Consider the following 25850-nt stretch of genomic DNA (forward strand, 5'->3'; position numbering starts at 1 on the left):
TATCAAGAATATAATCATCCAGATATTCCTTTACTTTTAAGACGAAAACGAGGCATGATATTGATTTCTACCTCAGAGTTTGCGTCAAATAATAAAAAAATACGGTTTGTAAAACTAAAAATACAACAAGCTACAACCGGCATGAAATGGATTAAGATATTTAGAAATTTAAAAGATGATTTTCAAATAGGGGGAGAGGTGGATTTAGACCATATTCTCCAATATCCGAAAGATTATATTGTAGGAGAAAATAAAAGGGTGTTATTTCCATACAATGAGAGAATTTATAAAGTTCAAGGTACTAAAATAGAACCGGGTATAACAGTAAAGGAAAGAGAGTATTTATTTAAAGAATTTCAGCGTAAATTCTCTTATTTCACAATACTTCCAGAATGTAAAAAGGTAGCTACAAATAACAAAAATGAATTATTTCCTTTATTTGCACCAAAAGGATTAGAGACATTAATATTAGAAGTTTGGTCTGAAAATATAGCGCTGGAAATAGAACAAGCATTACTTGATAGCGAAATTGTTTTGACTAAAGTTGGTGAAAATTCTTATGTATTGAATACAGATTTTCCAGTGTTATTAAAGATTGTGAGATACAATATTGAAAAGGTGTTACAAAATCCATATAAAATGCAATATTGCCAAAAATATAAAACAAATCTTGTAGATGATGTTAAGAAAGCTGTCTATGCTACCGCGGGTAAGCGCAGTGATGCGACATTAGCATTAATCGCGATGAAAAATTGTGATGGACGCGAAAAAATTGATCCAAAACAAATCATTAGAGAGGGATTTGCACGAACAAACCGTATTTCAACATTTATTAATTTATTTATAGGACAAAATGTATCTCGTAAAACAATTGTAAATAGTATTTTTAGTCTATTAGAACAAAAAGGATTTTTGAGGCGTAGTTGGAATAAGATAAATTTACCTTGTACATATGTTAGTTTATCAATTGAACGAATATCGAAATTCGATTTCTTACCTATTTTTTCAAAAATAAAAGGAAAAGAAATTTTTTATAAATTATATGGGAGTACAGAGTGGCAAACGATTGATTACGTATTATTAAATATAAATAAACATAATGCATTTTTACCACAACCATCAAAGAGAAATGATATGGGAGCTCTTTTTAAACAATATGTTTTCGAAACATTAATGGAAATTGTACAATATGCAAAAGAAAAAAATAAACAAGTTTACTTCATTGTAGATGCAAATTTGAGAAAATATTGGATAAAAGAGTTACAAAATAAAGAAATTAATATAGATATTTTACCTGATATTGTTCCAGAGGTGTTAAAGGTTCCAAATTTAAATATTATTAGAATAAATACAGGTTTTGATGTACCAAGTTACGGTGTAATAGAATCTGATGATGCTCTAGATAGCATTGGCTTATATGCAGATCAAAAAGGGATGTATTATAGCACTGGTGAATATTCACTTAATTGTAGTGGGATTTTTCAGCGATATATACTTGAAATTCTACCATTAGGTGTAAAACCTGTAGAAAGGGATTATATCGCTAAAATGATACATTACATGTGCTGTAATTCTAGTATGCTTTCGAAAAAGAATGTACACATGACATATTCCATGCATATGGAAAAGATAATAAAGAGTTATATTACTGACATAGATGCAAGAGAGTTTAAAGAATTTAATGATGAATTGGATGTAGATGTAGTAAAAGTAGAAAAGAAAGATTCAATTATTCTACTTTAAATACTTGTAAACAAATCCTGCTCGTTATATCGATCAGGATTTGTCATTTTTTTATGTAAATAAGGATATTCTTTGTCAAGTATCTTTTCGTTTACATATTTACTTTATGTGCAGACAGGATTAATATGTTTTTTAGAAATACAAAAACTATTTCATATGGAAAAACGATTTTTATTAATTGAAAAAATTTGAAAGGAATGGGGAATTGTGAAGAAATTAGATGTGCTCTTAATGCTACTGAGCGGCCTCTTTCCAATTGCAGGACTTACAAAGCAAATCCCTCTAGAACAATCTATATATATTGGAGGGCTTTTATTTTTTACTAGTTTCGGTAGTTATTTTGCTAAAAAGATGTATTCACGTATATGCAGCTGGATAGCGTATGCGCCATTTATAACATTACTGTTAGTTATTTGGCATCAGGATATTGCAACAAGCTCAATCATAGCAAATGCGAAAATTGCTGCATGTGTCGCGTTAATTCCATGTTTATTCCGTTTTCGTACATATGGACTTACTTTGGGCTTATTCTCATTATGGGCCGCTTTACTATGGGATATAAAAGAAGTACAGTCGTTAGTCATACTTGAACGCATAACGAGTTTAATGACAAGCCATTATGTATATATATTACTATTAATTGGAGGACTTGTAATAGGAGGATTACTCGCGATGTTCATTCACCGCAAAGAGAAAGATAATAATAAAGAAAATATAAATCTACTTGGACCAAAAAAGAAACACAAAAGATTATCATTTAAGATTCGTCTTCCAAGATTACCGAAATTAAGGATAAAACTATTTAAGTTTGGTGGAAAAGAATCTAAAAGTAAAATGCCAGAAAAAATCCATGAGTATAAGTACGAAGAACCAGTTGCAACATATGAAATGACAGAGCAAATAGATCCATACAAAGAAAATGCAGTTCAAGGTCAAACAAGGATGGAACGCCGAAGAAATAGGTATAATGCATAATGAAGTTTAATAACCCCGTAATGACTTATCTTAATATTGATGAATCATTACGGTTTTTTTATGTAATGAAATGAAGGTTGCTATTGCGGAGGGGAATAGCATATTTTATAGATAGGAACTAAAATAAGGGGAGGATAAAATGCTTATCATTACATATATATCTGTTTGTATATTATTCTTAGTTAGCTTTTTACATGTATATTGGGCTTTCGGAGGTAATTGGGGGACAAATAGTGTTATTCCAACTAAATCAGGGGAAAAGGCGTTTACACCTCGCGCCGGAATGACATTGTTCATTGCATTATTATTAAGTATGGCAGCAATAATTTTGTTGCAACAAGCAAAAATTTTTCATTTTGCAGTTCCTAATGTTATTATTCAAGTCGGTTCCTGGATTTGTATGATCGTCTTTTCTATTAGAGTAATTGGTGAGTTTAATTATTTTGGTATCTTTAAACGACAAAAAGATACACACTTTGCTAGAATGGATACCGGTTTATATATTCCACTTTGTGCATTTTTATCTTTATCTTTCTTATTAGCAATAATTTTGTGAGTAAATAATAGTAGCTGCTTTTCTCAAAATACATGTAAACGTGAGAAATCTAAGGGTAAATAAAAAGGATGTAAGCGCCTTCTTGTCGAAATGTAAATTATTATGAAAGGCGGTGACACTATGAAGTATGTAAAAGTTAGTATGAATGGTGGAAGTGAACATAAATTCTCAATGACTTTAGATCGGTTTGAAGAACTTATTACTGCAGAGAATGGGATATTAGAAAATAAATTAGTATGTATTGAAAATGTAATGATTAATCCTACTAATATATCTTCTGTAGTTGAAAAAATTGGTGTACCGGCTAAGTTTATGGAAGCTTAAAATGTTAGATAAAAAACATCCATTGGGGATGTTTTTTAATTTATAAATATGATAATCGTACAGTAAATATTTGAGTAGATTTTATAGCAATGATTATGCATATATTAAGTACCTGAACATGGTGCTTAATACATGCACGAAATAATAAGTACAAGCATATATTATGTAGTAGGACAAGATCTTCGTGTCCTACTTAATACTCAGAAAAAACCTCTAATCACATAAGAGCGGCCAATTGCAGGGTGCTCTTATTTTTTATGAAAATCTACTACGAGCCTTATTTTATAGTAGGATGCAATAATAAAGGGCTATTTTGAAATAGTGTTTTTAGCCTTTAATTTTAAATTTATCTTTAACGTTAATAAATATTAAAAATAATATGATAGCAGAAATTAAGTTAGATAAGTAGAAATCTTGATGAAACAGTAGTTCGAAGATGACATAGAAAGTAACGAATAAGGCGATAGTAGGTAGTATGCAAATAAATATAAATCTCCAATTTTTTAAGTAATGTTTATAATTTGTAAGTACTTTATCCATAAATATAGCTCCTATATTTTTGTTTTTATATAATTATACATTTAGATACAAAGATTTTCAAAGTAAAATATTTAGCAATTCAAAAATATAAGGAAAGCTTTTGTTGAAAATCCAGATTGCTGTAGCAATCTGGATTTGACTTTAAAGAACTATACTAAAATGATACACTATAATCTACGTTATTTTTGAAATGAATAGAGGGATTTGTGTGATAGATAAAATTAAAAATGCTGTAGAGGATATGTACGAAGATGAGGCTAAAGATTTACTTCAAAGTATTCTCATACAGTTAAACTTATTAGAAGAAAACTACAGTGAAGATACAATTAAAAATTTGATGGATATTCCGAAACAATTAACAAGTAATCCTACTTATAAAAGGAATGTAAAAGAAAGTACGCACATACATATTGCTTTTGATGATTCAACGGCTGGTTGCTTAAAATATATGTTAAGTCAAGAAGAATTATTTGAAGAGAGTGTTGTTGCTTTTTCGGAATTCTTTTCAATTGGACCGATATATAGGTTGCATACGAATGAGGGGCAACTAGCAAGACAGAAGTGGTTAATAAATAACTTAACTGCTTATGATAGTTATTTTGAAGAAGAATATTTATCAAGATTTATAGCAACTATAGAAGAACTACATACTATTCCTGTTGAAACGCCTATTACAATTTGGAAGGCTGATAATGCACATGAACATGTAGGCTTAAGTTTTGTAATGGCACAATTAAAGGATAAGAAAAACATTCGAGTTATTAATACGTCTGAAGCAAGTAGAGAAATATTAAAACAAGAGTATGATATTCGTGGAACGGGAGAATTACCACCTGAAAGTTTAGCTCTATTCCAAAAAAGTTTTATAAAGCTACCTTATTTAACTGAAGAGAAGCGCATGAAGTTTGAAAATGAGTGGGATAGATTATCGGAAAGCATAGAATGTTTAAGAGTTTGGAAAGAAAATGAAGTGCATTCTGTACAGGAAGATTATTTTGATCAATTTATAATTGAATGCGCCAAAAGTGTGGGTGCTGATCGAGAGTTCCTTAAAGCTCCTAGAGTAATTGGTGAAGCACTTGGTCTTGTTGAACAATTAGTTGGAGATACATTCTTAGAATATCGCTTGAAACAATTAATTAAACAAGAAGTATTTGAATTTGAAGGTTCGTTAGATGAAATGCGTTTTTATAGTGTGAAGTTAAGGAAATGATAAACACATTCTATTTTTGAAAAGCTCGTATTTTTAATAATACGAGCTTTTTAAGTTGAATTTGGGCTATACATAAGCTTCGCAGAGAGGGCATATCACATATGAATGGTAAAGGTAATGAATGAAAAGAAGGTGATTTGTTAATATGTATAACCAACAAAATTATCCATATGATCAAGCGATGTATTACAATCCACAAAACTACGGGTATGAACCTACAAATGAAGTGAGAGATATTGAACAAGAAGACTACAGACCAGATGATGCGGAGGATGCTCCAACGTCACCACCACCGTCACAAGCGCCATCGTTACCGTCTACATTTGCTTCTCCAGCACAACCAGGCAATATGAAATCATGGATGTGTAACTGTTTAGGAAGATGGGGCTATTTACGTTTACATCGTCCTGGACCTTTTGGAAGGGATTTATGGTTCTTTCCGACTGAAGTGAGAAGAAACGGAGTATCAGGTTACACTTGGCAAGGTGGTCGTCGTCGTAAAGTAAGTTATCGCTATCAACAAATTAGTAATTTTATGTGCTTCGCATAAAGAGAGGTGGGAGAGTAAAACGATTGTACTCTCTCACTTTTTTATTTTTCAATATACGAAGTAAGATTTTGATTAAAAATTTACAATTTTCACGTTTTTATTAGAGTATAATGCATATGTTGGTTGGTTTTCAAAAACAAATGAGAGTGAGGGAATACAATGTCAATGAAAAACAAAGTTGGGTTAAGCATAGAGGATGGCATTAATTTAGCTTCAGCTCAGTTTAAAGAAGATGCATATGAAATTTATAAAGAATCGCGAAAAAAACAACCTATATTATTTGTAAACCAAGTTGAAATCGGTAAAGAATGGCTCATTACTAGATATGAAGATGCTCTGCCACTTTTAAAAGATAATCGTTTAAAAAAAGATTGGACAAATGTGTTTTCTCAAGATATAAAGAACATGTATCTTTCCGTTGATGATAGTGACCACTTAACAACACATATGCTAAATTCAGATCCACCTAACCACAGTCGTTTACGATCTTTAGTTCAAAAAGCTTTTACACCGAAGATGATTGCACAATTAGACGGAAGAATTCAGAGAATAGCAGATGATTTGATAAGTGATATAGAGCGAAAAGGTACATTAAATCTTGTGGATGATTATTCATTTCCATTACCAATTATTGTAATAAGCGAGATGCTCGGTATTCCAAAAGAAGATCAAGCGAAATTTAGGATTTGGTCTCATGCTGTTATTGCATCACCAGAAACACCTGAAGAAATAAAAGAGACCGAAAAACAACTATCTGAGTTTATTACATATCTTCAATATTTAGTTGATATTAAAAGAAAAGAGCCAAAAGAAGACTTGGTGAGTGCTTTAATACTTGCAGAGAGTGAAGGGCGTAAACTTAGCGCTCGGGAACTATATTCAATGATAATGCTATTAATTGTCGCAGGACATGAGACGACAGTGAATTTAATTACAAATACGGTATTAGCACTTCTTGAAAATCCAAATCAATTACAGTTATTAAAAGATAATCCAAAACTAATTGATTCGGCTATTGAGGAAGGATTGCGTTATTATTCTCCAGTTGAGGTTACAACTGCAAGATGGGCAGCGGAACCTTTTCAAATTCACGACCGAACAATCGAAAAAGGAGATATGGTTGTCATTGCCTTAGCTTCTGCAAACCGTGATGAAACTGTATTTGAAAACCCAGAAGTATTCGATATTACTCGGGAAAATAATCGTCATATTGCCTTTGGTCATGGTAGCCATTTCTGTTTAGGCGCTCCACTTGCGAGGTTAGAAGCAAAGATTGCTATTACTACTTTGTTTAATCGAATGCCTGAACTACAAATAAAAGGGAATCGTGAAGAAATTAAATGGCAAGGTAACTATTTAATGCGTTCTTTAGAGGAATTACCTTTAACTTTCTAGAATAGTTAAAAGGAGACATGCATACATCGAAAATGATTTACATAGAGTATGTATGTGTTATTTAAATTCGAAACGGAAGGGTGAAGACATCCCAATGATCAACTAATTCTATTTGTAAGAGATCTTCGTTAAAAAACGAAATATTCTTCTGAATAGGGTTAGTCTGTACATTTATAGAAAAGGGATGTATTTCGCTCTGCGAATATATAGTCTTTTTATATGATTTGTGCTGCCTCCTGTTCAGAACATGAAATAGGAGGCTTTTTTATGTCGACAAATGTAGTAACGAAACAAAACAATGGGGTATCACAAGTATTAAAAAATCGGTTTGTACAAGGGATTTTAGCATCAGCATTATTTTTACAAATAGGAATATGGGTTCGAAACTTTGCGGTATTACTATATGTAATGGAAATGACAAAAGGTGATGCTTTTGCTATTTCCATGATTTCAGTTGCTGAATTCGCTCCAATTTTTATTTTTTCATTTATTGGCGGTACCTTTGCTGATAGGTGGAAGCCAAAGAAGACAATGATATGGTGTGAAACGTTAAGTTCCATTTCAGTATTCGCTGTCTTAATTACGCTTATGTTTGGAACGTGGAAAATTGTGTTTTTTGTGACACTCATCTCTGCAATCCTTTCACAGTTTTCACAACCATCTGGAATGAAGTTGTTTAAACAACATTTATCAACGGAACAAATTCAATTAGCGATGTCTATATATCAAACGATATTTGCAATATTTATGGTATTAGGACCAATTCTAGGGACATTTATCTTTCATAGTTTTGGAATTTATATTTCAATCATCATAACAGGTATCTCGTTTTTACTTGCGGCAGTTGTATTGTTATTTCTTCCGAAAGATCTTGAAAACGACGTAGAAAAGAAAGATATCACTCTGCTGCAGGAGATGAAGGATGGTATTAAGTATGTCAAAAAGAAAAAAGCATTAACTTTGCTAGGGCTTTGCTTTATGGCTGCAGGACTAGGTATAGGATTAATTCAACCATTAGGTATATTTATTGTGACTGAGCAGCTAGGATTATCAAAAGAGAGTTTACAGTGGCTACTAACAGTAAATGGTGCGGGAATGATTGTTGGCGGAGCATTAGCAATGGTATTTGCGAAAAACGTTGCTCCGCAAAAGATGTTAATTATCGGTATGCTTGGTCAAGCAATTGGTATTGGCATTATAGGATATTCTACAAATTTATGGGTGACACTTACAGCTCAGCTTTTTAGTGGCTTAGCTCTTCCTTGTATCCAAATTGGTATTAATACGCTTATTATTCAAAATAGCGATACCGATTTTATAGGTCGTGTAAATGGTATTTTAAGTCCGCTATTTACCGGTTCAATGGTAGTAACGATGAGTATAGCTGGCTCATTAAAAGAGATGTTTTCATTAAGTATGATGTATGAAGGGACGGCTTTACTTTTTATAATTGGATTATTGTTTATTTTACCTATATACAATTTAAAGCCAGTAATAGCGGTAGAAAGTGAAATAAGTGGTAAAGGAAGCGCTGTACAAAATGAATCCTAATCCAAATATTAAATACCCTATTGAAGGAAATCAAAACGTTCAATTTATAAAAAATACAATAACAAAACCTAATATACTTGTTGGTGACTATTCTTATTATGATGCGAAAGATGGAGAAACATTTGAAAATCGAGTATTACATCATTATGAATTTCTTGGGGATCGCCTTACTATTGGAAAGTTTTGTTGTATTGCATCTGGAGTTAACTTTATTATGAACGGAGCGAATCATCGGATGGATGGATTTTCGGCATATCCATTTAATATCTTTGGAAATGGGTGGGAGAAGTATACACCTAGTTTGTCTGATTTACCTTACAAAGGCGATACAGTTATAGGAAATGACGTTTGGATTGGTATGGACACAACTATTATGCCCGGAATAAAAATAGGAGATGGTGCAATCATTGCAGCTAAATCTGTTGTGACTAGAGACGTCGCACCATATACAATTGTTGGTGGAAATCCAGCAAATAAAATAAAAGAGAGATTTTCAAATGAAATAATAGAAGAATTATTACAAATTCAATGGTGGCATTTTGACATTGAAAAAATAACTGAAAATATAGATGTGATTGTACGAGGAGATATTGAACCATTAAGAAAGCTAAAAAGGGAATAAAAAATGCATGACAAAGAGTATCATACCTCCGAATTTTGTTAATGATAATAGAAAAAGGAGGTGTGATACTATGGCACAAGACGTTTTATGTGAAGTAAATAACTGTAAATTTTGGGCGAACGGTAATAAATGTAGTGCAGAGGCAATTTACGTAGTAAGTCATAAAGGTAAACATGCATCTACAACGGAAGAAACAGATTGCAAAACTTTCGATCCAGAAGTGTAAATGTTTGAAGGGTAGCCAAATCGTGGTTGCCCTTTTATTAATTATAGTATTGATAATAAATATCATTTTCATTCATTATTTTTAACTTTTCTTGTTATTTTTTCATATTTTTTTCATAAGTGATGTAATCCAACTCAATTCATGTTCAATTCGTGATTTACTAAATTCAATGACTTCAGTAATAAAAGATGAGGTAACATCTAGAGACTGAATAGCAGTAAGCTGATTATATAGTACGTTTTGACGTACAGTCAAAATCTCTTTTCTATCCTCATAGTCAAGTTTTTCAAATAGCGCAATACGAACAAGAAATTCTGTATTGTTTGTCGCAAGTTTTTCGGGAAACTCTCGTAACATTTCAGAAAAAATTTCTTCTCCTGTTTCTGTTATATCGTACATATTTCGGTTTGGTTTTCCGACTTGTTTATGTATTTTTTTCGTTATAGCACCCATATTTTCAAAGCGCCGAAGGGCAGGATAAAGCATGTTGTGATTTAATTCGAAATTTTCACCTAAACGATTTTGAACATTTTTTTTAATTTCATATCCATGTTTTGGTCCTGTCGTTAATTCTGCTAGTAGTAAAATGTCAACGTACATAAAAATCCCCCTTATATATTTCTCAAGTTCTCTAATGAAAAATCCCCTTTGGTATATGTTAAAATAACATATTATAGTTTATACAACTTTGGACTGCCGACCTATCACTTTTATTGTAAAAGAAAAGGGAGGAAAGAACTATGGCTTCACCTGAAAATGTTATTTTAGTTCATGAAATTTCAAAGCTGAAAACAAAAGAAGAATTATGGAATCCATATGAATGGTATCGTTTGATGAGGGATAATCACCCAGTTCATTATGATGAAGAGCAGGATGTATGGAATGTTTTTTTATATGATGATGTAAATCGTGTTTTATCAGATTATCGCTTATTTTCAAGTAGAAGGGAGCGCAGACAATTCTCAATCCCTCCTTTAGAAACTAGAATAAATATAAACTCTACAGATCCACCAGAACATCGCAATGTACGTTCCATTGTTTCTAAGGCATTTACTCCAAGAAGTTTAGAACAGTGGAAACCTCGAATACAGGCTATCGCAGATGAACTTGTACAACATATCGAAAAATGTAGTGAAGTTAATATCGTTGAACAGTTTGCTGCACCTTTACCTGTTACCGTTATTTCCGATTTATTAGGAGTCCCAACAACAGATCGTAAAAAAATTAAAGAATGGTCTGATATTTTATTTATGCCGTATAGTAAAGAAAAGTTTAATGATCTGGATGCTGAGAAAGGGATAGCATTACATGAATTCAAAGCATACCTTCTACCGATTGTTCAGGAAAAGAGATATCATTTAACCGATGATATCATTTCTGATTTAATTCGAGCTGAATATGAAGGGGAAAGATTAACCGATGAAGAAATTGTAACCTTTTCATTAGGTTTACTAGCGGCTGGGAATGAAACCACTACAAATTTAATTATTAATAGCTTTTATTGCTTTTTAGTAGATTCACCTGGAATTTATGAAGAGTTAAGAAAAGAACCTAGCTTAATTTTAAAAGCGATTGAGGAAGTATTACGCTATCGCTTTCCTGTTACATTGGCCCGGAGGATTACAGAGGATACAAATATATTTGGTCCTTTCATGAAAAAGAATCAGATGATTGTTGCGTGGGTTAGTGCAGCGAATTTAGATGAGAAAAAATTTTCACAAGCCTCTCAATTTAATGTACATCGAACAGGAAATGAAAAGCATTTAACCTTTGGGAAAGGTCCTCACTTTTGCTTAGGAGCACCACTTGCACGTTTAGAAGCTGAGATTGCATTAACTACCTTTATAAATGCTTTTGAAAAAATAGAGCTATCTCCATCTTTCTGTTTAGAAAAATGTATATTGGAAAATGAACAAACATTAAAATACTTACCTATTCGATTGAAAGCTAAATAAAAATCTTAACAAGGTGCATACATTTGCATCTTGTTTTTTTGTTTCTCAATTGTGAGTTTTCGGCAATTACCTTAATATGGAATTGTATAAAACGTAGAGGAGGATTCTTATGTTGACTTGTAATGGAAGTAAATCATTTCAAAAGTTTATTAAAGGTGTTACAGATCTTATGGAAAACGGTTTATTTGAAGAAGAAATAGTGTGTGGCATTGAAAAATTACTAGAAGAACTTTTAGAAAAGAAAACATGGCTTCCGTTAGAAAAACAGAAGGCCAATTTGACCCAATATGCAAGACATTTATTGTATGAAGATCCGCTCAAACGTTTTGAAGTACTAGCTCTCGTATGGAAAGATGGACAATCTACACCTTTACATGATCATGACGGCACATGGGGAGTAGAAGGCGTTTTTTCAGGAAGGATAATGGTGCAGAACTTTATACAAACGAAACAACTTGGAAATTCACTTGTTTATTTAACACATACAGGAAATCTTTATTTGGGAGAAGGAGAAACTGATAAAGTAATTCCACCAGCAGATTGTCATATTCTTGAAATTAGCAAAAATGAAAGCGTTATTACGATTCATGTCTATGGAAAACGATTAGAAAAGTTTAAAGTATATATCCCAACTGAAGAAAAAAACGTGTACATGTGTGAGACAAAATACATTAGTTATAATTCATAGTTTAAAATCCAAAGCTTTTTTAAAAAGAAAAGCTTTGGATTTTATTTTTAATTATTTCTTGACCTGAAACGCTTTTCATAAATTATAAATAAGAAGTACCTCACGAGGATTGTATGGAAACGATACCTAATAATTAATTAGAACTCGTGTATTTATAGAAAGTGGTGAAGAAATAATGAAATTAATCGCAATTGATTTAGATGGAACTCTTCTTTCGGGGAATAAAATGATAAGTAAAGAAAATGCAGAAGCAATTCGAACATGTCAAGAAGCTGGCCATGTTGTAGCAATTTGTACAGGACGTTCTATTGTTGACATTGAGCGATTATTGTTAGAAGTTAATTTAGAGTGTCCAATCATTGCGGAAAATGGGGCTCTTATATATAAAGATAAAAAAATGATGAAGAGATATCCAATTCAAAATATGCAGGCACTTGAAATTGTAGAATATCTTGAAGAGAATGGTTTATATTATCAGCTTTATACTGATAAAGGTGTGTACGTACCAGATTATGGAGTAGAGAGTGTACGTAATGAAATTGAGTATGTGAAGAATTCAAAAGAAAATTTCGACTTGAAAGAGTTAGAAACAATCGCAGCATTATATCTTGAGCATACAGCGTTTCATAGTACGGAAAGTTGTAAACCAATTGTAGAAACAGATATACATGTGCATAAACTATTACCATTTTCTTATGATATTGAGAAATTAAAAAAACTAAAAGAAACATTTCTTCATAATACAGATTTAGCAATTACATCTTCATATTGGCACAATTTAGAGATTAATCATCGAGATGCTCAAAAAGGGAATGGATTATATACTTTAGCAGAACATCTTAATATTCCGGTTGAAAACACTGTAGCGATAGGTGATGGACTAAACGATGTTTCTATGATGGAAAAAGCGAACATATCAATTGCAATGGGGAATGCAGTTGAAGAAATAAAAGCAATGTGTAAATACGAAACGTTATCAAATGAAGAACATGGTGTGGCACATGCTTTATATAAATATGTAATGTAATTAAAAAAAGAAAAAAGAATCCAAATGGATTCTTTTTTCTTTTTATTAGGGGTAAGGTATTCTATGAGATTCATAGAAGCCTTATTACATTTCATTATATAGAATATATTGGAATAAATGTGTATATTTTTCATAAAAATGTGAATATTTTATGAACTTTATACTTATTGCATGTTTATACCGCTATTAGTGACGCATATGACTCTCAAGTGAAAATTAAGTGAATGTAAGGAGGAATTCAAGTTACCTAGACAATAAATGAGGAATGAACGAAATATATTCTTTTCTTGTTTTAATTGAAAAATAAAATTTGATCGAATAATTATTCTACAGCTATATACCTACACTAGCTTTCTTCGTATAATGGAGAAGTATGAATTTTAGATTTGTATTAATTTTACATATTGAGGTGAACAAAGAATGAATTCGCGGCTAATGGAACTTATTGATGTGAGTACAATAGAAACCATGGCAGAACAATTTTATAAATTAACTAACATATCACATCAACTTCTTGATGCTGAAAAAGAGTGTGTTTTTTCATTCGGAATGAATGAGATAAAAAAGAGTAAACTTCCAAAGATTGAAATCCCCATTTTCTTATACAATCAACATTTAGGATCTTTTGTTGTATGGTCCAAAAAAAGTGAAATTTTCAGTTGTCAAAAATACTTTGAAATGCTCTCAAGTTTAATTTTAGATGGTGCAATAAAGGTATTTCAAAGTAAAAATACAACGTTGCTTTCTCGGAAAGAGGAGGAACTACATACGATTTTACAAAATATGCCTGTTATGGTCGATGCGCTTGATTATAATGGAGATTTTGTTTTGTGGAACCGAGAATGTGAAATCGTAACAGGTTATACCGCTGAAGAAATAATTGGAAATCCAAATGCACTGCAATTGTTGTATCCTGATCATAATTATCGCCAGCAAATACAAAAGAAATTTTTAACTTGTGGAAAAAATTTCAGAGATTGGGAAATGCACTTAACATGTAAAAATGGTGAAATCAAAACAATAATGTGGTCGAATATATCAGAACAGTTTCCTGTAACAGGATATAGTTATTGGGCTGTTGGTGTAGATATTACGCATTTAAAAGCGATAGAAGAGCAGTTAAAACAACAAACATCTGAACTTGAATTAATTTTTAAAGCTTTACCAGATTTATGTTTCTTAACAGAAGATGATGGCACGATTATTGATTACAAGGCAGGATCCCCTACAAAGTTTTACGTACCCGCAGAAGCTTTTATGGGAAAAAAGTTTTACGAAGTATTACCATCTTCAGTAGCGCAGCAGTTTCAGGAAGCCATTAATCAAGTGAAGGAAAAAGGAACGAATGTAATTGTAGAATATCCACTCACACTTAATGGAAGTATTGATTTCTTTGAAGCTAGGTGTTTACCATTATTACGTGATAAAATTATGATTATTATACGCGACATTACAGAGCGAAAAAAGACAGAAGAATTGTTAAACAAATCAGATACGCTTGCAGCAATTGGTCAATTAGCAGCTGGCGTAGCTCATGAAGTAAGAAATCCTTTAACTGTAATTAAAGGTTTTATACAGTTATTCCAAATTAATAAAGAAGATCAAGAAAGATATTTTGATCTTATGCTTTCTGAAATTGAAAGGATAGAAGCGATCCTGCAAGAATTTCTGTCAATTGCTAAAACAGATGAAATAAATACAGAAAAGAAAAATATTTATCAAATTTTTAAAAATGTCGTATCGTTAATGAATACAAAAGCAATTATGACAAATATTCAAGTTGAACTATTTACGGATGACAAAGATATAATTATTGAATGCTCAGAAAATCAATTGAAACAAGTATTTATTAATATTTTGCAAAATTCAATCGAAGCTATGCCAAATGGTGGGGAAATTTCAATTCACATAAAAGAAATAAATGATGATGGTGTCATTATTCATGTAATAGATGAAGGAATAGGAATACCTGAAGAAAGAATTAAGAGATTAGGTGAACCTTTTTATAGTACGAAAGAAAAAGGGACTGGTATTGGATTAATGTTAAGTTATAAAATTATTGAAAGTCATCAAGGGACAATTAGTATCATGAGTGAGGTTGGTGTCGGGACAACAGTAACTATTTACTTACCGAAAGTACTAAGTAAACAATCTCTTTCTAATTGTGACGACAAATGTATACCAATACGCACTAGTAGTAATTCTTAAATCAATTAATACCCAATAACAAAGCGATTAGTGAAAACTAAGCTTTTTGTTATTGGGTATTTTTTATATTTAATTTAGTAAACTTTACCTTTTCTTTACCTTTGTTTTAATTTCTATTAAGTTTTAAACATTATATTAATATTTGTACAAAGCAATGTATAGAAATTGTACATTACTTTTAATATAGAAATGTGATTATTATTTGAAATATTGTAAGGAGGAGATTATGACAAAGTGAAAAAGCAAGAGAAGAAAAGTGGTAGAGTAGTACCTCTCCGGTTAAATATTTTATTCCTTTGTGTATTTTTATTATTTTCTGGCATTATTATTCAGTTAGGGAAAGTGCAAATTTTTGATGGAGAAACATATAAAAATGAAGTAGAGAAGAGAGAAAATGCAACCGTGGGCCTTTCTGTACCACGTGGAAAAATATTTGATCGTGAAGGAAATCCAGTAGTTGATAATAAGTCTTTACGTACGATTACATATACAAAGGTGAAAGGTGTAAAACAAGAAGAAATATTAAAATCAGCAAGACAACTTGCAGATATTATTGAAATGCCACAAGAAGATATAGATAAGTTAACTGAGACTGATAAGAAAGACTTTTGGATGCAATTAAATCCAGAACTTGCTCAAGACTTAGTATCAAAAAAAGAAATAGATAAGTTCCGAGATAAGGATATTACCGGAAAAGAGCTAGACAAAAAAATAGAAGATTTAAAAAGGAAACGCGTTACAGATAAAAATCTTCAAGAACTAACGGCTAAAGATATAGAAGTGTTAGCTATTAAAAGTAAAATGACCTCAGGTTTTCAAATGGCACCTCAAATTATTAAAAAGGACGTTAGTGAACAGGAATATGCGGTGATTAGTGAAAATTTAGCGAACCTTCCAGGAGTAGACGCATCAGTTGATTGGGAGAGAATCTATGTAAATGATGGATTATTCCGTTCTGTCCTTGGTAACGTTTCAAATGCTGATGAAGGATTGCCACGTGAACGATTAGATTATTATTTAGTGCGTGATTATAGCCGAAATGATAGGGTCGGCAAAAGTTATATCGAACAGCAATACGAAGATGTACTTCATGGTACAAAAAAAGAAGTAAGAAGCATTGCTGATAAACAAGGAAATACTATTAGAACGGAAACGGTTTCGGAAGGAAAAAGCGGTAAAAATTTAACTTTAACAATAGATATGGAATTGCAAAAAAAAGTAGAGGAGAGCATAGAAAAAATATTAAAACAATATAAAGGATCAGAATCAATGTTAGACCGTGCTTTCGTAGTGATGATGAATCCTAAAAATGGCCAAGTATTATCAATGGCTGGGAAAAGGCTTGTAGAAAAAGATGGGAAAATGGAAGTAGAAGATTATGCTTTAGGCACGCTGACAAGTTCATATGAGCTTGGATCAACGGTTAAAGGTGCGACAGTGTTAACAGGGTTTGAAACAAATGCAATAACTCCTGGGACACATTTTTATGATGCACCTATGAAGTTTAAAGGAACTAAGGAAAAGAAGTCTTGGAAAAATTTTGGTGATATAGACGATCTAAGAGCGTTACAAGTTTCTTCAAACGTTTATATGTTTAATATAGCATTAAAAATTGCTGGTGTGGATTATGTGAAAAATAGTTCACTAGATATTAAACAAGAATATTTTGATAAAATGAGATATTATTTCAGGCAATTTGGACTAGGTGTACAAACTGGTATTGATTTACCGAATGAAACTGCAGGACAAATTGGAAGAAAAGATAATCAGCCTGGTTTCTTATTAGATTATTCTATTGGACAATATGATACATATACACCACTTCAGCTTGCACAATATATTTCGACTATCGCAAATGGAGGGTATCGAATGAAACCACAAATTGTTCAAGAGATTAGAGAACAAACCGTTCAAAAAGATGAGGTTGGTAAAGTAGTACAATCAATAGAACCCGTTGTTTTAAATAGAATCGATATGAAACAAGAATATATTAATCAAGTAAAAGAAGGATTTAGAAAAGTATTTCAAGAAGGAGATGGAACGGGAGTAAGAGCGTTCCAAAAAGCACCATATAAACCAGCTGGTAAAACAGGGACTGCACAAACTGTATATGGTGGAGAAAATGAAATTGGGCGAAATGCGAAAGGCGATCGTAGAGAATGTTATAACTTAACATTAGCTGGATATGCGCCATATGATGATCCAGAAGTAGCATTTTCTGTTGTAGTACCGTGGGTTGAAAATGATAAATCGGGCATTAACTCCGATATTGGAAAAGAAGTTTTAGATGCTTATTTTGATTTGAAAAATAAGCGATTAACTGGTGAAGCGCCAAAAACAGATGCCTCTAAAGAGAATTAAAATGGAAGAAACGTCTCTAGCATTCATGTGAACTAGAGGCGTTTTTATCTGGGAATAGATTAGAAATGAGGTATATATGAAGCTGTTTATTCTAAAATATTGGAGGAACATATGTAGCTACATCTTAATTATAATAGGGGTTATTTTTATTAATAAGTCCTTTTTATTTTGTATGGTAGAAGGAATTTCGATGCAACCTACTTTGAATGAAAAAGATTATATACTTGTTAATAAGGTAAACGTCTGTTTATCGTCTTTTCATCATGGAGATGTTGTCATTATAAAAAAATAAGACGAGCCTACTTACTATGTGAAACGAATTATTGGATTATCGGGGGATAATATACAACTAAAAAAGGATGAGGTATTTATTAACGGTAAAAAGCGTGATGAGTCGTATATAAATTTAGATATGTCACAAGTATCCAATCGTTTTTCAAATTTTAGAGAAATAAAAGTTCCTACGCATAAATTATTTGTGTTAGGTGATAATCGTAATCATAGTAAAGATAGTAGGAATACACTTGGACTTATTGATGAGTCAAATATAATAGGTAAAGTAGAAATGGTATTTTATCCATTTGATCATATAAAATGGATAAAATAATTCTATTAACTATTCACGTTTTATAAAATCAATCATATATTAATAGCATAGGACAAGCAGAAAAGCTTGTTCTAACCTCACAGAACACTCCTTATCACGGTTAGGCATCTACATAGGTAGATGCTTTTTTTATGGTGATGACTGAAAATTATTTATCAATATAATGTAGCAAGCATATTAGGACTATTAGGGGAAGATTACTTGTACAAATAACAGTATGCTTAATTAAAACAATGAAATGTAAGGAGTGAGGAATAAGTGCTAAATATTTTAGTGGTTAATTTTACAGCAGAGGGACATGTAAACCCTACATTAAATTTAGTAAAAGCTTTTACTAAACGAGGGGATAACGTACATTATATTACAACGGCAAACTTTAAGGATAGAATTGAAGATTTAGGAGCTACTGTACATATTCATCCGGATCTATTAAAAGAGATTTCTATTGATGCTGAAACCTCATCTGGGTTAAATGCTTTCTTTCATGTGCATGTTCAAACTTCTTTATATATATTAGAAATTACGAAACAATTATGTGAAAGTATAAATTTTGATTTCGTAATTTATGATATATTTGGCGCAGGAGAGTTAGTAAAGGAGTATTTACAAGTTCCAGGTGTAGTGTCCTCACCTATATTTTTAATTCCGCCAGAATTTTTGAAGACATTACCTTTTCATCCAAATGCAGATATGCCATTCCAACCAGAGGAAATCTCTGAAAAATTACTAAATCAGATGGAACATAAATTTGGAGTAAAACCAAAGAATAATCTTCAATTTATGAATAATAAGGGTGATGTTTGTCTCGTATACACAAGTCGTTATTTCCAACCTAATAACGAATCGTTCGGAGAAAATAACATTTTTATTGGACCGAGTATTTCAAAGCGTAAAACAAATATAAAGTTTCCACTGGAATCACTTAAAGAAAAGAAAGTTATTTATATTTCAATGGGAACACTGCTTGAAGGACTCGAACCATTCTTTAATACTTGTATTGATACTTTTTCAGATTTTGATGGGATAGTTGTAATGGCAATTGGTGATAGAAATGATATTTCTAAAATTAAGAAAGCACCAGATAATTTTATAATTGCTCCATACGTACCTCAATCAGAAATATTAAATGAAGCAGATGTTTTTATTACACATGGCGGTATGAATAGCGTACACGATGCCATTCATTATAATGTCCCATTTGTAATAATACCGCATGATAAAGACCAGCCTATGATAGCGCAAAGACTAACTGAGCTTGAAGCGGCACATAGACTATTGAAGGAACATGTTAATGTGCACACTTTAAAAGAGGCCGTAACAGATGTTCTTTCAAATGAAAAGTATAAACATGGTATAAGAAAACTTAATGATAGCTTTTTAGAATGTGGTGGTTCAAAAGAAGCAATTGCAGTTATTGAATCTCTTTTAAATAAAGTAAAACTTTAATCGGTAGGGATTTTACTACCCATAAATAGCGGGATAAATAGTCGTAACTGTATACAAGCATAGAGGTTCTCACCTTTATGCTTGTATATTCTTATCCAGCAAATTGCACAGCAGTATTTGCATGTAAAAAAGCAGTATCAAAAACGGGAACAGTAAGATCATTTTGGGAGATGAGTAAAGGTATTTCAGTACAGCCTAATAATATACCTTCAGCGCCGTTTTGAATTAATGATTTTGTAATTTGTAATAACTTTTCTTTAGATGTTTCTGAAATGATCCCTCTACTTAATTCATCTAATATGACATGGTGGATAAAGGTTCTTTCCTCTTCATTTGGGATAATTGTCTTAATGTTATATTTCGCTAATCGTGATTTATAGAAATCTTGCTCCATCGTTTGTTTTGTTCCTAATAGTCCGATACGTTTTATATTCTGTTCTACCATTTCTTTAGCACTTACATCACCAATGTGAAGAAGCGGGATAGATATTGCTTGTTCTACTTCCTCGGCAAATAGATGTACGGTATTTGAACACATTAATAAACATTCAGCCCCAGATTTTTCAACTTTCTTTGCAACTGTAACTAGTTCATTTTTCACTTCTTCATATTGATGGTTTTGTAATAAAGTAGTTACTTCACCAAAATCCATACTATATAAAACTAACTTTGCATTTTGATCGTATTGAGAGAGTGTAAGTGTATTAATATGTTTATAGTATAAGGATGTAGATTCCCAACTTAATCCTCCAATCAAACCAATAACTTTCATAATGCATTCCTCCCGAAACGATTTTGAATTTATTATTTCATAATTCCGATAAGAATACAATGATTTAAATGATCTATTTAACAAAAAATAAAAATAGTAAGAAAAGTGTTGAAATTTACATTCTTTAGTGCCATAATACGAATTACAAATTAATACTTATCCAGAGAGGTGGAGGGAACGGCCCTAAGAAACCTCAGCAACCCCTATGTAATTTTATAGGAAGGTGCTAATTCCGCAGAGGACACGATGTGTTTTTTGAAAGATAAGAGGATTCTTGAACGTGAAAGAAAATGACCTCTTATGTAAGAGGTCATTTTTTTGTTGTATAGAAAGGGAGTGTCGATGCATAATTCATTTTTAAATTAAATATAGAGTAATAAAAGTTGACTAATATGAGAGGGGAATTGTCATGAACAAATTATCAACAAAGTTAGTAGTAGCAATCGGTATTGGAGCAGCATTATACGGGATATTAGGACTTTGGGGATTTTCTATTGCACCGAATACATTTATTAAACCAGCATTAGCTATATTAACTGTTTTTGGAGCATTATTTGGTCCAGTGGCAGGACTGTTAATCGGACTTATCGGTCATACCGTAACAGATACGATTGCTGGATGGGGGATTTGGTGGGGCTGGGTTACTAGTTCAGGGATTATTGGTTTTTCGATGGGTCTTATTCAAAAAAGAGTTGGTTTTAGTGTGAAAAACGGGTCGTTTAACAAGGGGCATATTTCTTATTTAGCAATTACTGGGCTAGTTGGTATTGTCATTGCTATTATATTTGCTGGGGCATTCGATATTATTGTGATGGGAGAACCATTTGACAAAATTGTTATCCAAGTATTAGGAGCAACAATTTCCGATGTTATCGTTTTCTTAGTAGTTGGATTGCCACTTACAATTGGCTTGGCAAAATCTAATATGAAACATACACATTTAAAAATTGAAAAGTAGGGATGTTAACATGAAACCAATTATTTCGTTTGAACAATTCACCTTTCAATATGGGCATGCTGCGCAGCCTACTTTAAGTGATATTACCTTTCATATATACCCTGGGGAAAAAGTACTAATTGCTGGACGAAGTGGTTCAGGAAAGTCGACATTAGCTCATTGTATAAATGGGCTAATCCCATTTTCTTACGAAGGGACTAGTACAGGTAACGTTTTAATTGCCGGTAAAGACCCGAGGGAAGGAAGTATTTTTGAACAAAGTAAGCAGGTAGGAACAATTTTGCAAGATCAAGATGCTCAATTTATTGGTCTGACAGTAGAAGAAGATGTAGCTTTTTATTTAGAAAATGAATGTGTAAAGCAAGATGACATGAAAAAGATTGTTTCGGACTCATTAAGAAAGGTGAAGATGCATACGTTTCATAAACAAAGTCCACATGAATTATCAGGAGGTCAAAAGCAAACAGTTTCTCTAGCGGGTTTATTAACAACAAATGCGGATATATTATTGTTCGATGAACCGTTAGCTAATTTAGATCCACTAAGTGCCTTACATACGATAAAACTTATGAAAGATATACATGAACAATATAATAAAACGATTGTTATTATTGAACATAGAATAGAAGAAATTTTAAACCTGGATTTAGACAAAGTTATATTAATTGATGAAGGTAAAGTCATTGCGATAGGAACACCAAAAGAAATCTTAGCGTCAAATATATTACCACGTATCGGCTTAAGAGAGCCTATTTACATCGAAGCATTAAAGAGATTACATTTTGATAGTAATAATGACGTAATATATCCAATGGAAAACCTTCAAAAAGAAAAGGTAAGCAACGTTATAAAAGAGTGGATGGAGAAACAAGTCATATTAAAAGGGAATACTAAAAACAAGGAATTACTTAAAGTGGAGAATTTATCATTTTCATACTCTAATAAACAAAAAGTATTAGAAAATGTAAACCTTTCAATATATGAAGGAGAAATTGTGGCACTGTTAGGGCATAATGGAGCAGGGAAATCAACATTAGCTCATAGTCTTATAGGCATAAATAAAATGAAAAATGGGAAAATCTTGTTAAAAGGTGAAGATATTAGTTCTTGGTCTATTCGTAAACGTGGGGAAATCATATCTTACGTGATGCAAAATCCAAATCATATGATTACACAGCCTACTGTTTTTGAAGAAGTTTCATTTACATTAACATTACATAATTTTTCTAAGGAAGAAATTAAGAATAGAGTAGAAGGAACTTTAAAAATTTGTGGTTTATATCCATTTCGTAATTGGCCAATTCAAGCACTAAGCTATGGGCAAAAAAAGAGATTAACAATCGCATCTGTATTAACAACAAATCCTAAACTTATCATATTAGATGAACCAACAGCGGGACAAGATTATTATCACTATAAACAATTTATGTCTTTTATTAAAAACCTAGCTAAAAAGGGAATTTCATTTGTTTTTATCACTCACGATATGAATCTCGCGCTAGAATATACAGACCGTGCAGTAGTTCTACATGAAGGGAAAATTATTGCGGATAATACAGTGTCTAATGTATTTGGTGATCAAGAAACGTTACAAATAGCTAACTTAAGAGAGAGTTCTTTAACCAAGCTTGTTAAATTTAGTGGGATTGCATGTCCGGAAAAATTTATGGAACTTTATTTAGATAGTAATAGGAGGGAGGAAGGTGCATAGTACATATTTTCATCGTATGGATGGGGTAGTGAAATTGTTTTTATTTATTTTTTGTATGACGCTTACTTTTTTGTTTTTTGATTTTCGGGTGTTGCTAATATTATTTATTATTGGGTGTATCGGGCTCAGCATTGCTAAAATTCCATTTCGTAAAATTTTAATTGTTTTTAGTGTCATATTTACATTTAGTTTATTAAACTCTGTCATGATTTTATTGATTACACCAACTCATGGATCTGAATTAACTGAATCATATACCGCGTTTTTACATGTTGGATATGTAACGATTACATATGAAACATTATTTTATGCAGCTACACTTTCATTAAAGTATTTTACGTTGTTACCATTTACACTTCTTTTTATTTACACGACAGATCCAAGTGAATTTGTAAGTAACTTAAGTAAACTTGGTATTCATTATAAGATTACTTATGCAATAAATATTGCACTACGTTATATTCCTGACATCCAGTCTGAGTATAAAATTATTAAACACGCGCAAGAAGCGAGAGGAGTGGCTTTTGAAAAAGGAGAAGCAAGTTTATGGGTTCGTATGAAGAACCGTGTTTTAATTTTCTGGCCACTAATCATTCATTCTCTAGAAAGAATAGATACGGTTTCAAATGCAATGGATTTAAGAGGATTTGGAAAGAAGGATAAACGTACATGGTTTTATACAAGTAAGGCGAAACGTGAAGATTTCATCGCTTTATTTGCCGGTATTTTCATATTTATTGTTGCGGTATATTTAAAATTAAACGTATTTCAAAACTTTTGGTATCCATTTTAAAGCACTCTTTAAACGAGTGCTTTTACTTATTTTTATGTAGACATGCTCAAAAAAGGGATATACACATAATGTATAATACGAACCAGTTAAAATGATCAACTACCTATTAGTTTTCAAACCAAAAGGAGGAGAAAATATGAGTTACGGTGGTTCTTGTGGTTTTGGTGGAGGTTTCGCTTTATTAGTTGTGTTATTCATTCTATTAATAATTGTAGGATGCAGCTGCTGGGGCGGAGGATACTAATTTTTAATTAGTCTTCACAAATGTAAACTAAAAAAACATTGAAGATACTTATGTATCGAAACAAATAAAAAAGGAGCAACTATGCTCCTTTTTTATTTGTTTAAATGCGTATTCTTACTATATTTCGGGAACGTAATCGTTAAAGTCGTTCCTTTACTAATGATACTTCGGATTTTTAAACTTCCATGCATCGTCTCAATAATCTTAACAGCAACCATCGTACCTAAACCAGTTCCTTTTGTTTTTGTACTAAAATACGGTTCACCGAATCGATGTATTTGCTCCTGTGACATTCCAACTCCGCTATCTTCAATTCGTATTTCAACTTTACTATTATTGATAGATGAGGAAATATTTAAGGTACCACCATTAGGCATTGCTTCAATACTGTTTTTTATTAAGTTTAAAAAACATTGTTGAAAGTGCTGTTTATTACCAACAATGGTTGCCTCAGAAAAATCCTGTGTAATATGTATCGTATTCATATTACATAATGGCAATATCATATTAATAACTCGATTTAACTCTTGCTTTACTGAAATTTGATCTAATTTTTCTGGAGCAGGTTTGGCAAACGTTAAGTAATCATCGATAATTTCTTGGGCACGATTTAACTCTTCAAGTATATGTTTAATATATTCGTCTCTTGATTCAGGAGTTAAATTTGGTGTTTTTAAAAGCTGTGTAAATCCTTTTACAACCGTTAAAGGATTCCTTACTTCGTGCGATATACTTGCAGCGAGTTGGCTAACAATCTCCATTTTTTCCATTTTAATTAATTTTGAGCGCATTAATACAGCATCTTTTATAACTTCATTTATATAAACAATAAATAACATTAAAGTAGTCGGTAATATCATGAAATAAATAATATACAAATTATTCACTTCAAAATCTGATAAAGTTAATACAATTACAGTTGTAAATATTGCTAGGAAAAAGGTTAAAAACATGGAAAAAGCTACTTTAAGTTTTCTATTATATGTATTAAATTTTGAAGATGCGAGTGCTGTAACGATGAACATTATTCCGTAAACAACGACTGTCAGCATATTAAAGCCATAAAATATAAATCTTGTAATTAATAAAATTGTAAACAATATGATACCGACAGGGAATCCACCATAAAGCGTACCTATTATGACCGGAATTTGTCTTAAATCATGAATACAACTTTCATCCATATAGATAGGGTATCGCATACATAAAATAAGCGGGATACTAGAACAAAGGGTAATCAGTAATATTTTGTATTTTTTCAAATAATGCCTGCTATCATATATGAAATAAAAAACAAATATACTACATAAAATGTATAGAAGATTATTTAATACGTTTTGATTAATATAAACAAAGTCCATAATATTTGCCTCGTTATTCTGAAT

24 protein-coding genes, 1 pseudogene and 1 riboswitch are annotated in these 25850 nt (G+C 31.7%); of the genes and pseudogenes, 21 read left to right on the top strand and 4 right to left on the bottom strand.

All coding sequences use genetic code 11. The annotated features are described in order from the left end of the window. The 4 genes from OXT04_RS03025 to OXT04_RS03040 form a co-directional block, all read left to right on the top strand. Nucleotides 1-1743, top strand: a 1743-nt coding sequence (locus OXT04_RS03025; RefSeq protein ID WP_267412862.1) for an RNaseH domain-containing protein, incomplete at its 5' end; no start/stop codon positions are given. A 207-nt stretch (nt 1744-1950) separates the two neighbouring features. Next, nucleotides 1951-2718 (top strand): DUF3959 family protein, encoded by a 768-nt coding sequence (locus OXT04_RS03030; protein ID WP_000732179.1) that lies wholly within the window; start codon nt 1951-1953, stop codon nt 2716-2718. A 139-nt stretch (nt 2719-2857) separates the two neighbouring features. After that, nucleotides 2858-3274 carry a DUF3995 domain-containing protein gene (locus OXT04_RS03035; protein WP_000905591.1) on the top strand — a complete coding sequence of 139 codons (417 nt, stop codon included), beginning with the start codon at nt 2858-2860 and terminating at the stop codon, nt 3272-3274. A 120-nt stretch (nt 3275-3394) separates the two neighbouring features. Beyond that, complete coding sequence (locus tag OXT04_RS03040) at nt 3395-3598, top strand: hypothetical protein (protein WP_000878368.1); 204 nt, start codon at nt 3395-3397, stop codon at nt 3596-3598. Between the two features lie 327 nt (nt 3599-3925). On the opposite strand, the gene OXT04_RS03045 is transcribed toward OXT04_RS03040, so the two are convergent. Continuing rightward, nucleotides 3926-4138 carry a hypothetical protein gene (locus OXT04_RS03045; protein ID WP_000362073.1) on the bottom strand — a complete coding sequence of 71 codons (213 nt, stop codon included), beginning with the start codon at nt 4136-4138 and terminating at the stop codon, nt 3926-3928. Between the two features lie 208 nt (nt 4139-4346). Between OXT04_RS03045 and OXT04_RS03050 the strand changes: the two genes are divergently transcribed. The 6 genes from OXT04_RS03050 (at nt 4347) to OXT04_RS03075 (ending at nt 9695) form a co-directional block, all read left to right on the top strand. Beyond that, entirely contained in the window at nt 4347-5351 is a 1005-nt protein-coding gene (locus tag OXT04_RS03050; RefSeq protein ID WP_000565684.1) for a DUF1835 domain-containing protein, read from the top strand. Between the two features lie 145 nt (nt 5352-5496). Continuing rightward, complete coding sequence (locus OXT04_RS03055) at nt 5497-5901, top strand: hypothetical protein (protein WP_000282687.1); 405 nt, start codon at nt 5497-5499, stop codon at nt 5899-5901. Between the two features lie 159 nt (nt 5902-6060). Next, the gene (locus OXT04_RS03060; RefSeq protein ID WP_267412870.1) at nt 6061-7296 is read left to right on the top strand and encodes a cytochrome P450 family protein; all 1236 of its coding nucleotides are present in this window, start codon (nt 6061-6063) and stop codon (nt 7294-7296) included. A gap of 267 nt (nt 7297-7563) precedes the next feature. Next, nucleotides 7564-8847: an MFS transporter gene (locus tag OXT04_RS03065; protein ID WP_000106396.1), complete on the top strand. Its 1284-nt coding sequence runs from the start codon at nt 7564-7566 to the stop codon at nt 8845-8847. After that, a complete protein-coding gene (locus OXT04_RS03070; RefSeq protein ID WP_001069204.1) occupies nt 8837-9469 on the top strand; it encodes a Vat family streptogramin A O-acetyltransferase in 633 nt (210 codons plus the stop codon). Before OXT04_RS03065 ends, OXT04_RS03070 begins: the two co-directional genes overlap by 11 nt. Before the next feature lie 70 nt (nt 9470-9539). Next, the gene (locus OXT04_RS03075; protein WP_000046095.1) at nt 9540-9695 is read left to right on the top strand and encodes a DUF1540 domain-containing protein; all 156 of its coding nucleotides are present in this window, start codon (nt 9540-9542) and stop codon (nt 9693-9695) included. Between the two features lie 102 nt (nt 9696-9797). Here the strand turns inward: OXT04_RS03075 and OXT04_RS03080 are convergent, their stop codons facing one another. Next, entirely contained in the window at nt 9798-10295 is a 498-nt protein-coding gene (locus OXT04_RS03080; RefSeq protein ID WP_000289127.1) for a PadR family transcriptional regulator, read from the bottom strand. A 140-nt stretch (nt 10296-10435) separates the two neighbouring features. Here OXT04_RS03080 and OXT04_RS03085 point away from each other — a divergent pair, with 140 nt between their 5' ends. From OXT04_RS03085 to OXT04_RS03115, 7 genes and pseudogenes are all read left to right on the top strand, one after another. Beyond that, entirely contained in the window at nt 10436-11650 is a 1215-nt protein-coding gene (locus OXT04_RS03085) for a cytochrome P450 (protein ID WP_265938116.1), read from the top strand. Nucleotides 11651-11759: 109 nt separating this feature from the next. Continuing rightward, the gene (locus OXT04_RS03090; RefSeq protein WP_071730408.1) at nt 11760-12338 is read left to right on the top strand and encodes a cysteine dioxygenase family protein; all 579 of its coding nucleotides are present in this window, start codon (nt 11760-11762) and stop codon (nt 12336-12338) included. A gap of 175 nt (nt 12339-12513) precedes the next feature. Then, entirely contained in the window at nt 12514-13365 is an 852-nt protein-coding gene (locus OXT04_RS03095) for a Cof-type HAD-IIB family hydrolase (RefSeq protein ID WP_071730406.1), read from the top strand. 420 nt (nt 13366-13785) lie between these two features. Next, entirely contained in the window at nt 13786-15573 is a 1788-nt protein-coding gene (locus OXT04_RS03100; RefSeq protein ID WP_141541677.1) for an ATP-binding protein, read from the top strand. A gap of 234 nt (nt 15574-15807) precedes the next feature. Further along, complete coding sequence (locus OXT04_RS03105) at nt 15808-17934, top strand: peptidoglycan D,D-transpeptidase FtsI family protein (protein ID WP_098251513.1); 2127 nt, start codon at nt 15808-15810, stop codon at nt 17932-17934. Between the two features lie 76 nt (nt 17935-18010). Next, nucleotides 18011-18541 (top strand): annotated as a pseudogene (gene lepB, locus OXT04_RS03110) (signal peptidase I). Between the two features lie 258 nt (nt 18542-18799). Then, a complete protein-coding gene (locus OXT04_RS03115) occupies nt 18800-19987 on the top strand; it encodes a macrolide family glycosyltransferase (protein ID WP_267412894.1) in 1188 nt (395 codons plus the stop codon). 91 nt (nt 19988-20078) lie between these two features. Here the strand turns inward: OXT04_RS03115 and OXT04_RS03120 are convergent, their stop codons facing one another. Then, entirely contained in the window at nt 20079-20759 is a 681-nt protein-coding gene (locus OXT04_RS03120; RefSeq protein ID WP_000864396.1) for an aspartate/glutamate racemase family protein, read from the bottom strand. A 153-nt stretch (nt 20760-20912) separates the two neighbouring features. Continuing rightward, nucleotides 20913-21028, top strand: a riboswitch (SAM riboswitch). A 140-nt stretch (nt 21029-21168) separates the two neighbouring features. Between OXT04_RS03120 and OXT04_RS03125 the strand changes: the two genes are divergently transcribed. From OXT04_RS03125 to OXT04_RS03140, 4 genes are all read left to right on the top strand, one after another. Beyond that, nucleotides 21169-21717 carry an ECF-type riboflavin transporter substrate-binding protein gene (locus OXT04_RS03125; protein ID WP_267412896.1) on the top strand — a complete coding sequence of 183 codons (549 nt, stop codon included), beginning with the start codon at nt 21169-21171 and terminating at the stop codon, nt 21715-21717. A 10-nt stretch (nt 21718-21727) separates the two neighbouring features. After that, the gene (locus OXT04_RS03130; RefSeq protein WP_098251512.1) at nt 21728-23428 is read left to right on the top strand and encodes an ABC transporter ATP-binding protein; all 1701 of its coding nucleotides are present in this window, start codon (nt 21728-21730) and stop codon (nt 23426-23428) included. Continuing rightward, complete coding sequence (locus OXT04_RS03135; protein WP_097996896.1) at nt 23421-24221, top strand: energy-coupling factor transporter transmembrane component T family protein; 801 nt, start codon at nt 23421-23423, stop codon at nt 24219-24221. The genes OXT04_RS03130 and OXT04_RS03135 overlap by 8 nt, the downstream gene beginning before the upstream one ends. Before the next feature lie 136 nt (nt 24222-24357). Next, complete coding sequence (locus OXT04_RS03140; protein WP_000120182.1) at nt 24358-24465, top strand: YjcZ family sporulation protein; 108 nt, start codon at nt 24358-24360, stop codon at nt 24463-24465. A gap of 92 nt (nt 24466-24557) precedes the next feature. Here OXT04_RS03140 and OXT04_RS03145 read toward each other — a convergent pair whose 3' ends face one another. Continuing rightward, nucleotides 24558-25826, bottom strand: a complete 1269-nt coding sequence (locus OXT04_RS03145) for a sensor histidine kinase (RefSeq protein ID WP_098251511.1) — start codon at nt 25824-25826, stop codon at nt 24558-24560. Nucleotides 25827-25850: the final 24 nt, after the last annotated feature.

The sequence above is a fragment of the Bacillus sp. GC_Bacil_1 genome, from assembly GCF_026540675.1.
Classification (GTDB): Bacteria; Bacillota; Bacilli; order Bacillales; family Bacillaceae_G; genus Bacillus_A; species Bacillus_A cereus.

Coding starts and splice junctions, on each gene's coding strand:
- OXT04_RS03035 (WP_000905591.1), top strand. CDS start 2,858: ATGCTTATCATTACATATATATCTGTTTGTATATTATTCTTAGTTAGC.
- OXT04_RS03040 (WP_000878368.1), top strand. CDS start 3,395: ATGAAGTATGTAAAAGTTAGTATGAATGGTGGAAGTGAACATAAATTC.
- OXT04_RS03045 (WP_000362073.1), bottom strand. CDS start 4,138: ATGGATAAAGTACTTACAAATTATAAACATTACTTAAAAAATTGGAGA.
- OXT04_RS03055 (WP_000282687.1), top strand. CDS start 5,497: ATGTATAACCAACAAAATTATCCATATGATCAAGCGATGTATTACAAT.
- OXT04_RS03060 (WP_267412870.1), top strand. CDS start 6,061: ATGTCAATGAAAAACAAAGTTGGGTTAAGCATAGAGGATGGCATTAAT.
- OXT04_RS03065 (WP_000106396.1), top strand. CDS start 7,564: ATGTCGACAAATGTAGTAACGAAACAAAACAATGGGGTATCACAAGTA.
- OXT04_RS03070 (WP_001069204.1), top strand. CDS start 8,837: ATGAATCCTAATCCAAATATTAAATACCCTATTGAAGGAAATCAAAAC.
- OXT04_RS03075 (WP_000046095.1), top strand. CDS start 9,540: ATGGCACAAGACGTTTTATGTGAAGTAAATAACTGTAAATTTTGGGCG.
- OXT04_RS03080 (WP_000289127.1), bottom strand. CDS start 10,295: ATGTACGTTGACATTTTACTACTAGCAGAATTAACGACAGGACCAAAA.
- OXT04_RS03085 (WP_265938116.1), top strand. CDS start 10,436: ATGGCTTCACCTGAAAATGTTATTTTAGTTCATGAAATTTCAAAGCTG.
- OXT04_RS03090 (WP_071730408.1), top strand. CDS start 11,760: ATGTTGACTTGTAATGGAAGTAAATCATTTCAAAAGTTTATTAAAGGT.
- OXT04_RS03095 (WP_071730406.1), top strand. CDS start 12,514: ATGAAATTAATCGCAATTGATTTAGATGGAACTCTTCTTTCGGGGAAT.
- OXT04_RS03100 (WP_141541677.1), top strand. CDS start 13,786: ATGAATTCGCGGCTAATGGAACTTATTGATGTGAGTACAATAGAAACC.
- OXT04_RS03120 (WP_000864396.1), bottom strand. CDS start 20,759: ATGAAAGTTATTGGTTTGATTGGAGGATTAAGTTGGGAATCTACATCC.
- OXT04_RS03125 (WP_267412896.1), top strand. CDS start 21,169: ATGAACAAATTATCAACAAAGTTAGTAGTAGCAATCGGTATTGGAGCA.
- OXT04_RS03130 (WP_098251512.1), top strand. CDS start 21,728: ATGAAACCAATTATTTCGTTTGAACAATTCACCTTTCAATATGGGCAT.
- OXT04_RS03140 (WP_000120182.1), top strand. CDS start 24,358: ATGAGTTACGGTGGTTCTTGTGGTTTTGGTGGAGGTTTCGCTTTATTA.
- OXT04_RS03145 (WP_098251511.1), bottom strand. CDS start 25,826: ATGGACTTTGTTTATATTAATCAAAACGTATTAAATAATCTTCTATAC.